Source organism: Clostridium saudiense (assembly GCF_000577815.1).
Taxonomy (GTDB): domain Bacteria; phylum Bacillota; class Clostridia; order Clostridiales; family Clostridiaceae; genus Clostridium; species Clostridium saudiense.
In genome coordinates, this window is sequence record NZ_CBYM010000016.1 from 1 (window position 1) to 15,996 (window position 15,996).

Genomic DNA, 15,996 nt, shown 5'->3' on the forward strand with positions numbered 1-15,996 from the left:
GGATAAATAGTTTAGGGGGATAGTATGAAAAGTAATAAGAAAAGGGCATTTCATATTATTTATGGGAGAACTTTTATTATAATATTTTTACTTGCGATACAGATTTATATATTAATTAGTGCATTTAATTGGCTAAGCAAAGGATATGCATATATATATACAATTTTCAATATTATCACTACTATATTAGTAATTTATATTATGAACAAAAAAGGTAATCCTTATTTTAAACTGGCGTGGATGATACCGATATTAGTTTTTCCTATATTCGGAGCTTTGTTTTATATGTTTGTTGAATTTCAAATAGGTGGTAAATTAATAAATAATAGATTATCGGAGGTTATTGATGAAACACAAAAATTTTTATCACAAGATGAAAATGTTATTAATGAGTTAAAAAGAGAAGATATGCAAGTAGCTAATTTAGCAAGATATATGATTAGTATAGGGAAATATCCTATTTATAATAATACAGTAGTGAAATATTTTCCATTAGGTGAAGATAAATTTAAGGATATGATTATTGAGTTAGAAAAGGCTAAAAAATTTATTTTTATGGAATATTTTATAATTGAAAAAGGGTTTATGTGGAATTCTATATTAGAAATATTAGAGAGAAAGGTTAAAGAAGGTGTAGAGGTAAGGGTAATGTATGATGGTATGTGCTCATTATCCTTATTGCCGTATAATTATCCAAAAAAACTAATCGATAAAGGAATCAAATGCAAGATGTTTTCTCCAGTTAAGCCAGCATTATCTACATCTCAAAATAACAGAGATCATAGAAAAATTCTTGTTATTGATGGGAAGGTTGCTTTTAATGGGGGAATTAATATTGGAGACGAATATATAAATAGATATGAAAGGTTTGGGCATTGGAAAGATGTTGCAGTTAAACTTTCAGGTAATGCAGTAAAAAGTTTCACGTTAATGTTTTTACAAATGTGGGATATTGATGAAAAGAGTCATGATGACTTTTATAAATATATATATGTTGATAATGAAAGTGAAAAAAATAAAGCTGATGGATATATAATGCCTTATGGGGATAGTCCTTTAGATAGTGAAAATGCTGGGGAAAGTGTATATTTAGATATATTAAATACAGCGAAAAAATATGTTCATATAATGGCACCTTATTTAATTATAGATAATGAGATGATGACTGCATTAACATATGCTGCAAAAAGAGGAATTGATATAAAAATTATATTACCTAGTAAACCAGATAAACTATCAGCATTTATGTTGGCTAAAACCTATTATAGTGAATTATTACAGGCTGGGGTAAGGATATATGAATATACTCCTGGATTTGTTCACGCAAAATTATTTTCTAGTGATGATGAAAAAGTTGTTGTAGGAACTATAAACTTAGACTTTAGAAGTTTATATCTTCATTTTGAATGTGCTACTTTTATTTATAAGAATAAAGTAATTAAAAGTATAGAAGAAGATTTTATAAAAACTTTAAATAAATGTAAAGAAATAACTATAAAAGAATATAAAGATATTAATGTGATTTTTAAAATTTGTGGAAGAGTTTTAAAACTGATAGCTCCGCTAATGTAAGTATAAAGAAATCATGATACGAGAATACCTCTTCATCATGATTTTTTTTATTTAGTAATATTTGTTTTAAATTACTAAGTAATTACATAATAATAGAATGTACAAGCAATAATATAGGAGAATGTGAGAGCAAATGCAAGATGAAAAGGTTAAGGGGAAAGTTTATTTAGTGTCATTAATTATAGTAATGATTTTAGGTATCTATGTGTTAATGTCAATTTATTTTGATAAACATTATTATTTTGGAACTTATATAAATGGAATTAATGTTTCATGCAAGACTGTTGATGAGGCAAATGATTTATTATTAAAAGAATCTTATAATTATGTTATTAAATTAGAAGAAAGAGATAATATCACGGAATCAATAGAAGGGAGTAATATAAATTTTAAATATGAAGGAAGTAATGAAGCACAGGAGATAAAAGACAGGCAAAATCCAGCACTTTGGTTAATAAATATTTTTTCAAATAATAAATATATAATTAATGAGGTTTATTCTTTTGATAGAGAATTATTATTAGAAGAATTAGAAAAGTTAGGATGTTTTAATAATGAAAATATTATTGAACCATTAGATGCATGTTTCAAATATGAAAATGGAGAATATAAAATTATTAAAGAGGTATATGGTAATAAGGTAAATAAGGAATTGCTTTATGCTTATGTATTAAACTCCATAATATTAGGTGAAAGAAGTATTAATTTAGATGAAATAAATGCATATGAAAATCCTAAGTTTACGTCTACGAGTGAAAAAGTAATCCAAGCTCAAAATGAATTAAATAAATATGTAAATTCAAAAATATACTATATCTTTGATAATGAAATAGAGATTTTAGATGGAAGTATTATTAATACTTGGTTGGATGTAGATTCATCAATGAATATATCTGTTAACGAGGAAGCAGTTAAGGAATATTTAAATGAATTGAGTAAAAAATATGATACATATGGTAAAACACGTAGTTTTAAATCTAGTACTGGAAAAACCATAAATGTAGTAGGTGGTAATTATGGATGGAAGATTAATAAATCAAAAGAAAAAGAGGCTTTAATTGAAAATATAAAAAATGGAGAAGAAATAAAGAAAGAACCTATTTACACACAAACTGCCCTTGGAACAAGGGATGATGATATTGGAAACACTTATGTTGAAATAAATTTAACTACACAAAGTTTATGGTTCTATAAAGATGGCAAGTTAATAGTTCAGGGGGATGTTGTAACTGGTAATGTAAGTAGAGGTAATGGAACACCACAGGGAACTTATATTTTAAATTATAAACAAAAAAATGCAACATTAAAAGGAAGCAATTATAGTTCAGATGTTAAGTACTGGATGCCTTTTAATTGTAATATTGGCATACATGATGCCAGTTGGAGAAGTGATTTTGGTGGAGAAATATATAAAACTTCCGGTAGCCATGGTTGCGTTAATGCTCCTGAATATTTGGCAAAAAAGATTTATGAGAATATTGAAGCTGGTACTCCTATAATTTGCTATAAGGAAGAGTAGTTAGATTTTTATATTATTACTCTTCCTTACCTCTATTTTGATTAATTTAGATATCTATATAATATATTAAGGTAACAAATTTTTGTAATAATATATTATTTACATAATATATTATTACAAAGAGGTGTTTATAATGAATGAAAGAATCGAAACTATTATATTAAGACTTTCTAAGGAAAATGAAAAATTATTAAGGGATAAGGCTATAAAAGATAATATTACTATAGAAGAATATATAAAGAAAATATGTATATATGATCCCTGGTTAGAAAATTATGAGGAGTGAGTAAAAAGTGGATTTTTTTTATGGTAGTATGTTACATAAGTTATTTATTGTATTATATAGCACTTTAATTATATATGGTTTTTATTTGGTTTTAAAAGAAAAAAGTGATATGGAAAAGAGGATAAAAGAAAAAATTAATAAGCAATATAAAACTGAAATTATAGTAGAAGTTGATGAAGAGGAAAAATACATGTTAAAGAATTTAGCTTCTGATTATGGGTATTCTAATATAGAGGAATTTATGGTATCAATTTTAAATAAGGAAATTGATAGAGAAAATTATGATGAAGATGATAATAAATTATAAATGTAATATTATATAATAATTATTATTAGTTGATACTAGAGTAATAATATAGTATATTTATATTAATAACAATTATACTATTGGAGGATTAGAGATGTTAAACATAGGATGCCACTTATCTACAACAAAGGGATTTAAAAATATGGGAAAAGAAGCTTTATCAATAGGAGCTAACACTTTTCAATTCTTTACGCGTAATCCTAGGGGTGGAAAAGCTAAAGATATAGATGAAAAAGATATTAATGGACTTTTAGAAATTATGAAAGAAAATAATTTTACTAAAATTTTAGCTCATGCACCATATACATTAAATGGTTGTTCTGCTGATGAAAATACTAGAAAATTTGCAACTGAAATGATGGCAGATGATTTAGTAAGAATGGAGTATTTACCACATAATTTATATAACTTCCATCCAGGAAGCCACGTGAAACAAGGAGTGGATACTGGAATAGATTATATAGTTCAAATGCTAAATACAGTACTTAAGCCAGAACAAACAACTACAGTATTATTAGAAACAATGGCTGGTAAAGGTACTGAGATAGGTAGAAGTTTTGAAGAAATTGCTCAAATAATAGAAAGAGTTGAATTAAAGGATCATTTAGGAGTATGTTTAGATACTTGTCATGTTTATGATGCTGGCTATGATATCGTAAATGACTTAGATAATGTTTTAGAAGAGTTTGATAGAATTATTGGTCTTGATAGACTTAAAGCAATACATTTAAATGATAGTAAAAATCCATTTAACAGTCATAAGGATAGGCATGAAAAAATAGGGGAAGGAAGCTTAGGGCTTGAAGGAATAAGTAGAATAATAAATCATCCAAAACTTAAGCATTTACCATTTTTCTTAGAAACACCTAATGAGCTTGATGGATATAAAAATGAAATAGAAGTTTTAAGAAAAGAATATATAGAAGATTAATTTTAATAAGGTATTTCTGAATTTGAAAGTTTAGAAATACCTTATTTTTTATGTTTATAAATAAAGTGTAATTAAAAATAATATATATGTATAAAAGGTCAATAATAATATTGAGGTGATTTTTTATGAATGAAAATAATGTAAAAGAAAGTAAAGCAATAAAAGTACTATTTCAAAAATTATTAAACGAAAATTATGAACAAAAAGAATATAGAGAAGTTTATACAATAGATATATTGCCAAGGACAGTTAATAATTTAAATAAATATACTGATTTTGAGAAAAGTATACTGAATAATAATAGCTATAATATATTAAATAAATTTGTTTTAGCATTAAGTAAATTATATCTATATGATAATAAAATATTTAAGTTATCCCATGATGAGGAAGAAAGTTTATCCTTTGAAGAATATCACAATGATATCAATAGATTTATTGATGATTGTATGTATAATTTATCAATTCCTACTAAAAGAATGGATTTAATATTTAATGAATTAAAAATAGGCCTTGAAATAAGTGATTGGACTATTAAAATAATGGATTTTGGTTGTACTGAATTAAGATTTGTTATGGATATTTTTAAATCAGAAGGATTATTTATAAGAAGACCTTATTTTTAATTTTTGAATATAAGGATTTTTACTAATATTTGATTTATATAATATGAACATATTATATAAATCAAATAATTAAAAAATTTAAGTGAGGTGAAAGAATGTCATATAAGATACTAGGGAAAAGTGTAAATAGAGTTGATGCAATTGCCAAAGTAACAGGAAAAGCAAAATATGCTGAGGATTATTTTGAAAGAGAAATGTTAGTAGGAAAGGTGCTTAGAAGTACTTATGCACATGCTAAGATAAAAAATATATTTATAGATGATGCTTTAAGTTTAGATGGAGTTGAAGCTGTAATAACATATAAGGATTTACCTAACATAAGATTTGCAACTGCAGGTCATCCTTATTCTTTAGATAAAAATCATAGAGATGTTGAAGATAGATTGATGTTAACTAATAAAGCAAGATATGTAGGGGATGCAATTGCAGCTGTAATTGCAAAAGATGAGATAATTGCACAAAAAGCATTAAAGCTTATAAAGGTTGATTATGATATTTTAGATGCTGTATTTAATACAGAAGATGCAATAGCTGAAGGAGCCCCTATTATTCATGAAGATAAACCAAATAATATTATAGCCTCTTCTAAGATAGAAATTGGAGATATAAATGAAGAATTTAAAAATGCTGACTACGTATTTGAAGGTGAATATGAAACTAGTATTGTTCAACATTGCCAATTAGAATGTCAAAATGCATATGCATATGTTGATGAGAATAATAGGATTGTAATAGTAACATCAACTCAAATACCTCATATAGTAAGAAGAATTGTAGGACAAGCATTAAATATACCAATAGGAAGAATTAGGGTAATAAAACCTTTCGTTGGTGGAGGATTTGGTAATAAGCAAGATGTTATAATTGAACCACTAACAGCAGCAATGACTTTAGCTGTTAATGGTAGACCTGTAAGACTTTCATTAGATAGGGAAGAAGTTTTTGCATCTACAAGAACAAGACATGCCATGAAGTATAAAATAAGAACTGCTATATCTAAGGACGGAAAATTATTAGCCATTTCTATGAATAATCAGGTAAATAATGGGGCATATGCATCTCATGGGCATTCTATTGCAATGAGTGCAGCAAGTAAATTTAGACCATTATACTCTTTTAAAGCTATTGAAGTGAAACCTACTACAGTATATACCAATTTACCTACAGCAGGAGCAATGAGGGGATATGGTATTCCACAAGTTTGCTTTGCTTTAGAAAGCCATCTAGATGATATTGCAATTAAATTAAATATGGATCCAATAAAGTTTAGAGAAAATAATTTTATAAGTTTAGGATATGAGGATCCATTAAGTGGAATAAAGGTGAGATCATTTGGAGTTAAAGAGTGTATAAAAAAAGGGAAAGACTTAATTAGATGGGATGAAAAAAAGAAAAGGTATAAAAATATTACTGGAAACAAAAGAAGAGGGGTAGGAATGGCATGCTTTAGCTATTTTTCAGGAACGTATCCTGTATCATTAGAAATAGCAGGAGCAAGAATTGTAATGAATCAGGATGGTTCAGTTCAACTGCAAGTTGGTGCAACTGAAATTGGACAAGGAAGTGATACAATTTTTAGTGAGATGGTAGCTGAAGTACTTGGAATAGATATTGAAAAGGTTAATGTTATTTCTATTCAAGATACGGATATTACTCCATTTGATACAGGAGCATATGCATCAAGACAAAGTTTTGTTACAGGGGCAGCTGTAAAAAAGGCTGCAAAAGAAGTTAAAAATAAAGTGCTTGAAATTGCAAGTAGGAAATGTGGATTAAATATAGATGAATTAGACATAAGAGAGGGAATAATAATAGAAAAAAAAATGGGTGATGAAATTTGTTCATTAAGCGATATAGCATTAGAGTCATATTATGATAGAGAATTTGCAAATCCAATTACTACTGATATATCTGAAAATGTAAAAATTAATGCCGTAGCATATGGTGTTACCTTTGCAGAAGTTGAAGTTGATATTGAAACTGGAAAGATAAAGGTACTAGAAATTTATAATGTTCATGATTCAGGAAAAATATTAAATAGGAAAATAGCAGAGGGACAAGTTGAAGGTGGAGTAAGTATGGGGCTTGGTTATGCTTTAAGTGAACAAATGCTATTTAATGAAAAAACAGGACAACCATTAAATAATAATTTATTGGATTATAAACTTCAAACAATTTTAGATACACCTAAAATAGGAGTTGATTTTGTTGAAACTATTGATCCTGCAGGAAGTTTTGGTCAAAAGTCATTAGGAGAAAATCCTACAATTTCACCAGCTCCAGCTATAAGAAATGCAGTTTTAGATGCAACTGGAGTAGCTTTTAATAAAATACCTATGAATCCTCAAAGTGTATTTGAAAAATTTAAAGAAGGTGGATTAATATAGGGGGACAGATTATGTTTGATATTAATGAATTGAAAGAGGCAGAAACATTAGAAGAGGCATTAAAGTTGTTAAATGAAAATAATAACTTCAAAATAATATGTGGTGGTACTGATATATTGATTAAATTGAGACATGGAAAAATGGAAAGTGTAAATTTACTTAGTATACGTAATATTGATTGTTTAAAAGGTATAAAGCTCTTAGAGGATAATACTATTTCAATTGGGGCAGTAACTAATTTTAGTGAGATATTTCGAAATGAAATAATAAATGAAAAAATACCTATATTAAGTGAGGCTGCAGTATCTATGGGTGGACCACAAATAAGAAATATAGCAACTATTGGGGGTAACATATGCAATGGAGCAGTTTCAGCAGATAGCGTACCTGCCCTATTTGCATTAAATGCGTTATTAAAACTTAAAAGTGTTAATGGAGAAAGAATTGTTGAAATTAGAGATTTTTATAATGGTCCAGGTAAGGTGAAAATAGATAAAAATGAAATATTAACAGAAGTACTAATTAAAGAAAAAGAATATATTAATAAGCAAGGTAAATATATTAAATTTACTAATAGAAATGCATTAGATATATCAATGTTAGGTGTAGCTATAGTTTGTGAGGAAAATAAAGGAGAAATAAATGATTTAAGAATTGCTTTAGGAGTTGCAGCACCAATTCCATTGAGGTGTATTAAAGCTGAAGCTTATGGCATAGGTAAAAAATACTCAGAAAGTGTTATTAATAATATTGCAACTATTGCAATGAATGAGTCTAGCCCAAGAAATTCATGGAGAGGATCTAAGGATTATAGATTACATTTAATAAAAACTTTAATTAAGAAAATAATGAAGGAAAATTTTATATATAATGAGGTGAATTTTTGTGAATAATGGTAAAATGAAGAAGATAAGTATAAATGTAAATGGTGAAGACTATAATTTAGAAGTCGATATAAGAGAATCTCTTTTAGATGTATTGAGAAATAAGTTATTTCTAACTGGAGTGAAGAGAGGATGTTCTGTTGGAGAATGTGGTGCTTGTACTGTATTAATAGATAATGTACCTATAGACTCCTGTATTTATTTAGCTGTTTGGGCTGATAAGAAAAATATTGAGACTATAGAAGGTATAGCTAAAAATGGAAGGTTAAGCAATGTTCAACAAGCTTATATTGATGAGGGAGCTATTCAATGTGGTTTTTGTACTCCTGGACTTGTTTTAACAACTACTTCTTTAGTTAGAAGTGGAAAAAATTATACAGATGAAGAAATTAAACGTGAAATTTCAGGTCATTTATGTAGGTGTACAGGGTATCAAAAAATTTTTATGGCAACTAAAAAGTCACTATTACAAAAAAAATGAACAACTGAGAGGAGAATTTATTTTGAAAAACATATATGGGCTGAAGGGTAATTTTGTATATACACAAGACTTTGGAAAATTCAAAATTGAAGAAAATAAAATAATTATAATAGAGAATGGTATCATAAAAGGTATTTACAATGGATTGCCATTTCATTATAAAGATATAAAAGTAATAGATTATAAGGATAAATTAATTATACCTGGATTTGTAGATTTACATTTACATGCACCTCAATTTCCTAATATGGGATTAGGTGTAGATAAAGAATTAATTCCTTGGCTAAATTGCTATACTTTCCCCGAGGAATCAAAGTATAGTGATTTAAAATATGCAGAAAGGGTCTATAGATTACTAATAAAAGAACTATGGAATGTTGGAACTACAAGATGTTGTGTTTTTAGCACTATACATAAAGATAGTACAAAATTATTGTTCGATTTATTTAATGAATCTGGACTTGGTGCATATGTAGGCAAAGTAAATATGGACAGAGAATGTCCAGATGTTCTAATAGAAGATACTATTCAATCATTAAAAGAAACGGAGCTAATAGCTAAAGAGTATATAAATAAATATAGCTTAGTAAAACCAATAATAACGCCAAGATTTGTACCTTCATGTAGTTTTGAAATGCTTAAGGGATTAGGAGAAATTGCTGAAAAATATGATTTACCCGTACAATCTCACTTATGTGAAAATACAAATGAAATTGAATTTGTAAAGACTTTAGAACCAGAATCTAAAAATTATTCTGATGTGTATTATAAAGCAAATCTATTTAGAGAAAATAAAACAATAATGGCTCATTGCATATGGCTTAATGAAAATGAAATAGAGCTATTATCAAAAAGTAAAGTTTTTGTTGCACATTGTCCTACTTCAAATTTAAATTTATCTAGTGGAATTGCACCTATTAGAAAATTAATTGAAAAAGGTATAAATGTAGGACTAGCTTCAGATATATCTGGTGGACATACATTATCAATGCCAGAAGTTATTGTGTCTTCAGCTCAAGTATCTAATTTAAAATGGCTTTATAGTAATAAAACAGATGAAAAACTTTCAACAGCAGAATTATTTTATTTAGCGACAAAGGGTGGAGGAAAATTCTTTGGTAAAGTAGGAAGCTTTGAGGAAGGGTATGAATTTGATGCATTGGTTATTGATGATATGGCATTAAATATTAATAACAATTTATCTTTAGAAGAAAGAGTTCAAAAATTCTTATATAAAGGTAAAGAAAAAAATATAATAGAAAGATATGTACGTGGAAACGTAGTAAAGGAACCAAAAATTTAAAAATTGCTTTTATAAATATTATTTAAAATTTTAAATCACACTAAAGTAGGTGAATAACAATGGAAATTTATAAACCTAAAACTTTAGATGAAGCCAAAATATTATTATTTAATAATGAAAATTCTAAAATATTGGCTGGAGGAACTGATTTAATAATAAGTATAAGAAAAGAATCAGATTTATTAACTAAAATTATAGATATTAGTAAGATTCATGAGTTGTATTTAATAGAAGAAGATGAAAACTTTATTTGCTTAGGCTCTATGATTACATTTGCAGAATTAGAGGAAAACATAAAAGTAAGAAAGTATTTTAATGTTTTATATGAATGTAGTAAACATATGGGTTCGCCACAAATTAGAAATGTTGCTACTATAGGTGGTAATGTTATAAATGCAGCACCAGCAGCAGACTCTATTCCATGTTTAATTTCATTAGATAGCGAAATGATTATTGAATCTATAAATGGAACTAGGAAAATTAAAGTGGAAACATATTTTAAAAATTATGAAAAAGAAAAAATAAAATTTGATGAAATATTAACTAAGTTTATAATACCTAAAAAAAATAATTATAGTGGGTATTATAAGTTAGGGAAAAGAAATTCATTAGCAATTGCAAGAATTAATGTTGCTGTAAGCTTGAATATTCAAGATGATATTATTAAAAAACATAAGTGTTGCGGTTGGTGCAGCTGGTAGATTTCCTTTTAAAATCACGCAATTAGAAAATTTATTATTAAATAAAAATAAAGCAAATTTATTAGATAATGATGTATTAAATGAACTAGAGAATTCAGTTTATAATAGTATTAAAGGGCGTAGTACTGCTGAGTTTAAAAAGGAAGCAGTTAAAGGTGCATACAAGCATGCTATAAATAATGCATTAGGGATAGAAGGTGTTTTCAATTAAAGTTTCTATTAATGTAAATGGTATAGATTATATAAGAAATATTGATCCATCTCTAAGATTAATTGATTTTATAAGAGATGAATTAAAACTTAAAGGAACAAAAGAAGGGTGTAGCGAAGGTGAATGTGGTGCATGTACAGTAATATTAGATGGAAAAGCAATTAATTCATGTTTAATGTTAGCATCTTCTGCTGATGGTAAGAAGATTATTACTATAGAGGGATTAAGCATGGATGAAATGAATCCAATTCAAGAAGCGTTTATTGAAGTTGGTGCAGTGCAATGTGGTTATTGTACACCAGGAATGATATTAAGTGCAAAAGCATTATTAGATAAAAATCCTAAAGCAACAGAAGAAGAAATTAAAAAGGCTTTAAGTGGGAATTTATGTAGATGTACAGGGTATGTAAAGATAATTAAAGCTGTTCTTTTAGCCGAAGAAAAATTAAATAGAAAGTGTTACTAATGCTTTAGGAGGTTTTAACTTGATTGGAAAAAGTATAATAAGACCTGATGCATATGAAAAAGTATTAGGAAAAGCACTATTTCCAGATGATTTAGAATTACCAGATATGCTTTATGCTGGGGTTAAAAGAAGTACCATAGCATATGGGAAGATAAAGTATATTAATATAGATGAAATTAAAAAACTTAATGGAGTAATTGATGTAATAGATTATTCAAGAATTCCAGGATCAACTAGTCATGGTGTTATATTTAAGGATATACCAATCTTAGTTAAAGACGTAGTTAAAAGAGTTGGAGATTGCATTTTATTAGTAATAGCTAATAATAAGAAAAATTTGAAAGAAGCCTTAGAAAAAGTAAAAATAGAGTATGAAGAATATAAAGGTGTATTTTCTATTGAGGAAGCAATACAAAAAGATGCTCCTGTAATAGGTGAGAAAAATAATATTCTATTTTCTGTAGAAATAAATAAAGGAAATATAGATGAAGGATTTAAAGAAGCTAAATTTATTAGTGTAAATACTTATAAAACTCAAATGACTGAGCATGCTTTTATGCAACCAGAATCTACAATAGCAAACTATAATGCCATAAATAATACTTTGGATTTATATATTGCAACACAATATCCTCATTATGATAGGGAAGAAGTTGCAAGATGTTTAAATATGAAGGAAGAAAATATTAATGTTATTAATATGACTATTGGGGGAGCATTTGGGGCAAGAGAGGATATTAATCCTCAATGTCATGCAGCTATTGCTTCTTATATAACTAAAAGACCAGTTAAAATTATATATAGTAGAGAAGAATCTACTATATCTCATAGTAAAAGGCATCTGATGAAAATGTACTATAAAACAGCAGTTAAAAGTAATGGAAGGCTATGTGCATTAAAAGCTAGAATTTATGCTGATACTGGAGCTTATGCTTCATGGGGAATTAATGTTATAAGAAAGGCTGCTGTACATGCAACAGGTCCTTATGAAATTCCAAATGTTGATATTAAAGCTTATGCAGTTTATACTAATAATCCTTTTTGTGGAGCAATGAGGGGATTTGGTGCAGCACAAGTGCCAATAGCATATGAATCACAAATGGATATATTGTCAGAAAAACTTAATATAAATCCATTGGTATTTAGAAATATTAATACATTTCAATGTGGAAGTAAAACTGCTACTGGTCAAATTCTTGATAAGAGTGTTGGAATTAAAGAATGTATAAGTAAATTGGCTTCCATAGATAATATTGAATTATAAGAGGGTCGTTATATGAATAAGAAAGGTGTTGGTTACTCAACTATATTTTATGGAACAGGATATGGCAATGGATTTCCTGATGAATCAAGGGCAATTGCCAAAATTGAGGAAAGTGGAATTGTAAAAATTTATGTTGAAGTTTCTGATGTTGGTTCAGGGGGAGAAAGTGTAATGTGGCAAATTGCATCGCAAGCTCTTAATATAAATAAAGATTTAGTAAAAATAATTAATACTAGTACTAATTTAATGATGGACTCAGGAACTGCAGCTGCAAGTCGTCAAACCTATAATACTGGAAATGCCGTTTTAAGTGCATGTAAGAAATTAAGATATAGCATTAATAAAGTTATAGATAAAAATCAAAAGATTGAAACAGTTTTAGAGTTAAAATTACTTTTACAAATCATGCTTGAAAAGAATATTGCTATATTAGAGGAGGGGTACTTTAAAGCAAATACCTCTAAAATAAATGAAGATGGTCAAGGTAATCCTTACTGGCCTTATACATTTTGTGCTCAAAGAGTTACTGTAAATGTAGATACTGAAACAGGAAAAATTGATATTTTAGAAATAGTTGCAGTAAATGATGGTGGGAAAATTATTAATCCAACTTTAGCAGAAGGACAAGTTGAAGGAGGATGCTCTATGGGAATTGGATATGCAATTATGGAAGAGGTTAATTTAGATAAAGGAAAAATTAAAAACTCTAATTTTTCAAATTATATTATTCCAACATCAATGGATATGCCAAATATAAAAACATATTTTATTGAAGAGACTGAATCAACAGGTCCTTATGGAGCAAAAGGAATAGGAGAGCCAGTAATGATTCCAACAGCACCGGCTATTTTAAATGCAATTTATGATGCTATTAATATTAGATTTTATGAGCTTCCTGTAACATGTGAAAAAGTATTATTGGAATTGAAGAAGAAAAAATAAATTTTGGAATGTTAAAATGGAGGGTTTTATGGATAAAGGGGAATTAGAGAAACTTAGTATTGAGCATATTAGAATTTACGAAAGTTTTGAGAAAAAAGAAAAGTGTGCATTATGTAGATGCATAGAAGATTTTGAAAATCAAGTTTTAAATGCAATATCTACAGATTTAGTTATGGACTTAGAGTTCTTTCCAAAGTTTGGAGAACAGTATACTTTTTGTGATTATCATATGAGCAAAATGGAAGATATGAGAGATAAATTAGGAATGGCAATAATGCTAAAAAAACTTATTACATTAGAAATAAGAAAAATGGAAAGTGGACAAATTGAGAATAAAGTAAGTAAATTCTTTATAAAGAAAGCTAATGAAAAGAAATGTTTTGTTTGTGAAAAAGTAAATTTAAAGGCTATGAACAGTGACATTGATATTACTTTAGAACTGTGGAAAAATAAAGAAGCATTTAGAGAAAACTTTAGATCACAAGATTTTTTTTGTTTCAAGCATAATAAACTTCTCATTAATTCAGCTAAAGAAAAGTTTAGCAAAAAAGACTATGAAGTATTTAAGCAAGAAATAATTAATGTTCAAATGAAATATTGTAAGGAATTAGAAAGTGACTTAGAGTGGTTTATTAATAAATTTGATTATAGATATGCAAATGAACCTTGGTATAATGCTAAGGATTCTATATATAGAGCAAGGGAAGTATTAAAAAAAGATAGTATATAGTAATGCAAATTCATTTCTGAGATGGAATAATAGGTATGAACATTGAATATAAAAAATTGACAAGTAATGAATTAGATATATTTATTAATATGAGAATTAATCAATTACGTGAAGAAGGTGCAAAAGAAGAGGTTGACTTTAAAAGTTAGGTTTAAATTATAAAAATTTAAAGGCAAATAAATAGGGAGATAGGGAGAATAGATGAGACAGTAGGAGATAGTAGATGGATTTGTGTAAAATACAAATCTACCTACTGTCTTTTTTATTAAATTATAATAGCTTGTTCCCTCTGTTTTATAAAGCATAAGAGAAATCTATCTTGTTACTCATCTCTCTTAATTTCTTCATACTTACTCCAAGATATCGCATAGTTGTTTTTATATCAGAGTGATTTAATACATGTCTAACTAATTCTATATCATGGCCAGATTCTTCGTATAATGTATGAGCAAAAAGTTTTCTGAATGAATGGGTACCTATATTTTTATATCCTAAATAATCAGTTATTATTTTTAATTGTTGTTGCATGTTTCTAACTTTATTAGGATAAATAAAATCATCCTTATCTAAATTATTAGTAACTACATATTCTAATAGTTTATTATACATTACATCATTTAAATCTCTATTTTGCCATTTACCTGTTTTTATTTCTTTTATAGCAAATTTACTTCTGTTAAAATCTGAAACTTTTAAATTAACTATATCTGATGCTCTGAAACCAAGAGTTGCTTGAAGTGCTAATGCAAAAGCTAAAGGTTGGTTTGGCCTAAACTTTTTTTCTCTTCCTGTCTTTTTATCAGTATATGTAAAACCTTCTTTACATAATTTAATAATTTGTTCGTATTCCTCAACTTCTAATGGCCTAGTTGCTTTATAATTCTTTTTTTTACCCTCTTCTTTTGTAATTTCATCGTTTTTATGGTCTTTTTTATTATTTAAAATTGCTCCCTCTGTTTTTGGAGGCGTTTTTTTAGAAATTTCATTTGCTCCCTCTGTTTTTATATCAATTTCTTGCATTTTTTCGGTAAACTCATTTTTCTCTTCATATGCTCTCATTTTTTTATAAAATTTATAGAATTTCATCATCTCGAGCATTTCATCATTTAAATCCATTTAAAATTTCCTTTCTCGTACAAATCGATTTTGCTTAAAAATAAAACTGCGCATTTTATATTTTTAAACTGCGCTTTTTATATTTTTATAAAAATATAATACCATGAAAATGGCTTAAAATCAATAGTTTAAGAAAAAACTGCGCACATTCGGGAATGTGCGCAGTTTTTATGGATTAAATTATGTTAAATTTTCGTAGAAAATACACTTTTTATATGTTATAATAATAATACTAAGTTAACCAAAGTTAACCTAGTTAACTTTGGTTAA

17 protein-coding genes are annotated in these 15,996 nt (G+C 27.4%); 16 read left to right on the plus strand and 1 reads right to left on the minus strand.

What is annotated here, in order from left to right; all coding sequences use genetic code 11:
- Positions 1-24: 24 nt before the first annotated feature.
- The 16 genes from cls (at position 25) to TY07_RS09410 (ending at position 14,610) form a co-directional block, all read left to right on the plus strand.
- Positions 25-1,572 carry a cardiolipin synthase gene (cls, locus tag TY07_RS09340; RefSeq protein ID WP_042398615.1) on the plus strand — a complete coding sequence of 516 codons (1,548 nt, stop codon included), beginning with the start codon at positions 25-27 and terminating at the stop codon, positions 1,570-1,572.
- Between the two features lie 133 nt (positions 1,573-1,705).
- On the plus strand, positions 1,706-3,091 hold the full coding sequence (locus tag TY07_RS09345) for a L,D-transpeptidase family protein (protein WP_042398617.1): 1,386 nt from the start codon (positions 1,706-1,708) through the stop codon (positions 3,089-3,091).
- A 133-nt stretch (positions 3,092-3,224) separates the two neighbouring features.
- The gene (locus tag TY07_RS18060) at positions 3,225-3,377 is read left to right on the plus strand and encodes a hypothetical protein (RefSeq protein WP_156327482.1); all 153 of its coding nucleotides are present in this window, start codon (positions 3,225-3,227) and stop codon (positions 3,375-3,377) included.
- A gap of 109 nt (positions 3,378-3,486) precedes the next feature.
- Positions 3,487-3,684 (plus strand): hypothetical protein, encoded by a 198-nt coding sequence (locus TY07_RS09350; RefSeq protein ID WP_198133989.1) that lies wholly within the window; start codon positions 3,487-3,489, stop codon positions 3,682-3,684.
- A gap of 94 nt (positions 3,685-3,778) precedes the next feature.
- On the plus strand, positions 3,779-4,615 hold the full coding sequence (locus TY07_RS09355; RefSeq protein WP_042398622.1) for a deoxyribonuclease IV: 837 nt from the start codon (positions 3,779-3,781) through the stop codon (positions 4,613-4,615).
- A gap of 125 nt (positions 4,616-4,740) precedes the next feature.
- Positions 4,741-5,241: a hypothetical protein gene (locus TY07_RS09360; protein ID WP_042398624.1), complete on the plus strand. Its 501-nt coding sequence runs from the start codon at positions 4,741-4,743 to the stop codon at positions 5,239-5,241.
- Positions 5,242-5,336: 95 nt separating this feature from the next.
- Entirely contained in the window at positions 5,337-7,628 is a 2,292-nt protein-coding gene (gene xdhA / locus TY07_RS09365; protein WP_042398627.1) for a xanthine dehydrogenase molybdenum-binding subunit XdhA, read from the plus strand.
- A gap of 11 nt (positions 7,629-7,639) precedes the next feature.
- Positions 7,640-8,521, plus strand: a complete 882-nt coding sequence (gene xdhB, locus TY07_RS09370; protein WP_042398631.1) for a xanthine dehydrogenase subunit XdhB — start codon at positions 7,640-7,642, stop codon at positions 8,519-8,521.
- A 7-nt stretch (positions 8,522-8,528) separates the two neighbouring features.
- On the plus strand, positions 8,529-8,993 hold the full coding sequence (xdhC, locus tag TY07_RS09375; RefSeq protein ID WP_172676183.1) for a xanthine dehydrogenase subunit XdhC: 465 nt from the start codon (positions 8,529-8,531) through the stop codon (positions 8,991-8,993).
- 22 nt (positions 8,994-9,015) lie between these two features.
- Positions 9,016-10,296, plus strand: a complete 1,281-nt coding sequence (gene guaD, locus TY07_RS09380; RefSeq protein WP_042398636.1) for a guanine deaminase — start codon at positions 9,016-9,018, stop codon at positions 10,294-10,296.
- 59 nt (positions 10,297-10,355) lie between these two features.
- Complete coding sequence (locus TY07_RS09385) at positions 10,356-10,997, plus strand: FAD binding domain-containing protein (RefSeq protein ID WP_042398639.1); 642 nt, start codon at positions 10,356-10,358, stop codon at positions 10,995-10,997.
- A complete protein-coding gene (locus TY07_RS09390) occupies positions 10,951-11,208 on the plus strand; it encodes a hypothetical protein (protein ID WP_042398642.1) in 258 nt (85 codons plus the stop codon). Before TY07_RS09385 ends, TY07_RS09390 begins: the two co-directional genes overlap by 47 nt.
- Positions 11,195-11,674 (plus strand): (2Fe-2S)-binding protein, encoded by a 480-nt coding sequence (locus tag TY07_RS09395; RefSeq protein WP_042398647.1) that lies wholly within the window; start codon positions 11,195-11,197, stop codon positions 11,672-11,674. The genes TY07_RS09390 and TY07_RS09395 overlap by 14 nt, the downstream gene beginning before the upstream one ends.
- 19 nt (positions 11,675-11,693) lie before the next feature.
- Positions 11,694-12,938 carry a xanthine dehydrogenase family protein molybdopterin-binding subunit gene (locus TY07_RS18835; RefSeq protein WP_042398649.1) on the plus strand — a complete coding sequence of 415 codons (1,245 nt, stop codon included), beginning with the start codon at positions 11,694-11,696 and terminating at the stop codon, positions 12,936-12,938.
- Positions 12,939-12,950: 12 nt separating this feature from the next.
- Positions 12,951-13,880: a xanthine dehydrogenase family protein molybdopterin-binding subunit gene (locus TY07_RS18840; RefSeq protein WP_042398651.1), complete on the plus strand. Its 930-nt coding sequence runs from the start codon at positions 12,951-12,953 to the stop codon at positions 13,878-13,880.
- 28 nt (positions 13,881-13,908) lie between these two features.
- Entirely contained in the window at positions 13,909-14,610 is a 702-nt protein-coding gene (locus TY07_RS09410) for a DUF6062 family protein (protein WP_042398654.1), read from the plus strand.
- Positions 14,611-14,904: 294 nt separating this feature from the next.
- Here TY07_RS09410 and TY07_RS09415 read toward each other — a convergent pair whose 3' ends face one another.
- Complete coding sequence (locus tag TY07_RS09415; protein ID WP_052330670.1) at positions 14,905-15,726, minus strand: tyrosine-type recombinase/integrase; 822 nt, start codon at positions 15,724-15,726, stop codon at positions 14,905-14,907.
- Between the last annotated feature and the right edge of the window lie 270 nt (positions 15,727-15,996).

Bases quoted from the DNA above. Each gene is read 5' to 3' on its own strand.
- TY07_RS09390 (WP_042398642.1), top strand. From the start codon at position 10,951: ATGATATTATTAAAAAACATAAGTGTTGCGGTTGGTGCAGCTGGTAGA.
- TY07_RS18840 (WP_042398651.1), top strand. From the start codon at position 12,951: ATGAATAAGAAAGGTGTTGGTTACTCAACTATATTTTATGGAACAGGA.
- TY07_RS09385 (WP_042398639.1), top strand. From the start codon at position 10,356: ATGGAAATTTATAAACCTAAAACTTTAGATGAAGCCAAAATATTATTA.
- xdhA (WP_042398627.1), top strand. From the start codon at position 5,337: ATGTCATATAAGATACTAGGGAAAAGTGTAAATAGAGTTGATGCAATT.
- xdhB (WP_042398631.1), top strand. From the start codon at position 7,640: ATGTTTGATATTAATGAATTGAAAGAGGCAGAAACATTAGAAGAGGCA.
- TY07_RS09360 (WP_042398624.1), top strand. From the start codon at position 4,741: ATGAATGAAAATAATGTAAAAGAAAGTAAAGCAATAAAAGTACTATTT.
- TY07_RS09345 (WP_042398617.1), top strand. From the start codon at position 1,706: ATGCAAGATGAAAAGGTTAAGGGGAAAGTTTATTTAGTGTCATTAATT.
- TY07_RS18060 (WP_156327482.1), top strand. From the start codon at position 3,225: ATGAATGAAAGAATCGAAACTATTATATTAAGACTTTCTAAGGAAAAT.
- xdhC (WP_172676183.1), top strand. From the start codon at position 8,529: ATGAAGAAGATAAGTATAAATGTAAATGGTGAAGACTATAATTTAGAA.
- TY07_RS09415 (WP_052330670.1), bottom strand. From the start codon at position 15,726: ATGGATTTAAATGATGAAATGCTCGAGATGATGAAATTCTATAAATTT.
- TY07_RS09350 (WP_198133989.1), top strand. From the start codon at position 3,487: ATGGAAAAGAGGATAAAAGAAAAAATTAATAAGCAATATAAAACTGAA.
- cls (WP_042398615.1), top strand. From the start codon at position 25: ATGAAAAGTAATAAGAAAAGGGCATTTCATATTATTTATGGGAGAACT.
- TY07_RS09355 (WP_042398622.1), top strand. From the start codon at position 3,779: ATGTTAAACATAGGATGCCACTTATCTACAACAAAGGGATTTAAAAAT.
- TY07_RS09410 (WP_042398654.1), top strand. From the start codon at position 13,909: ATGGATAAAGGGGAATTAGAGAAACTTAGTATTGAGCATATTAGAATT.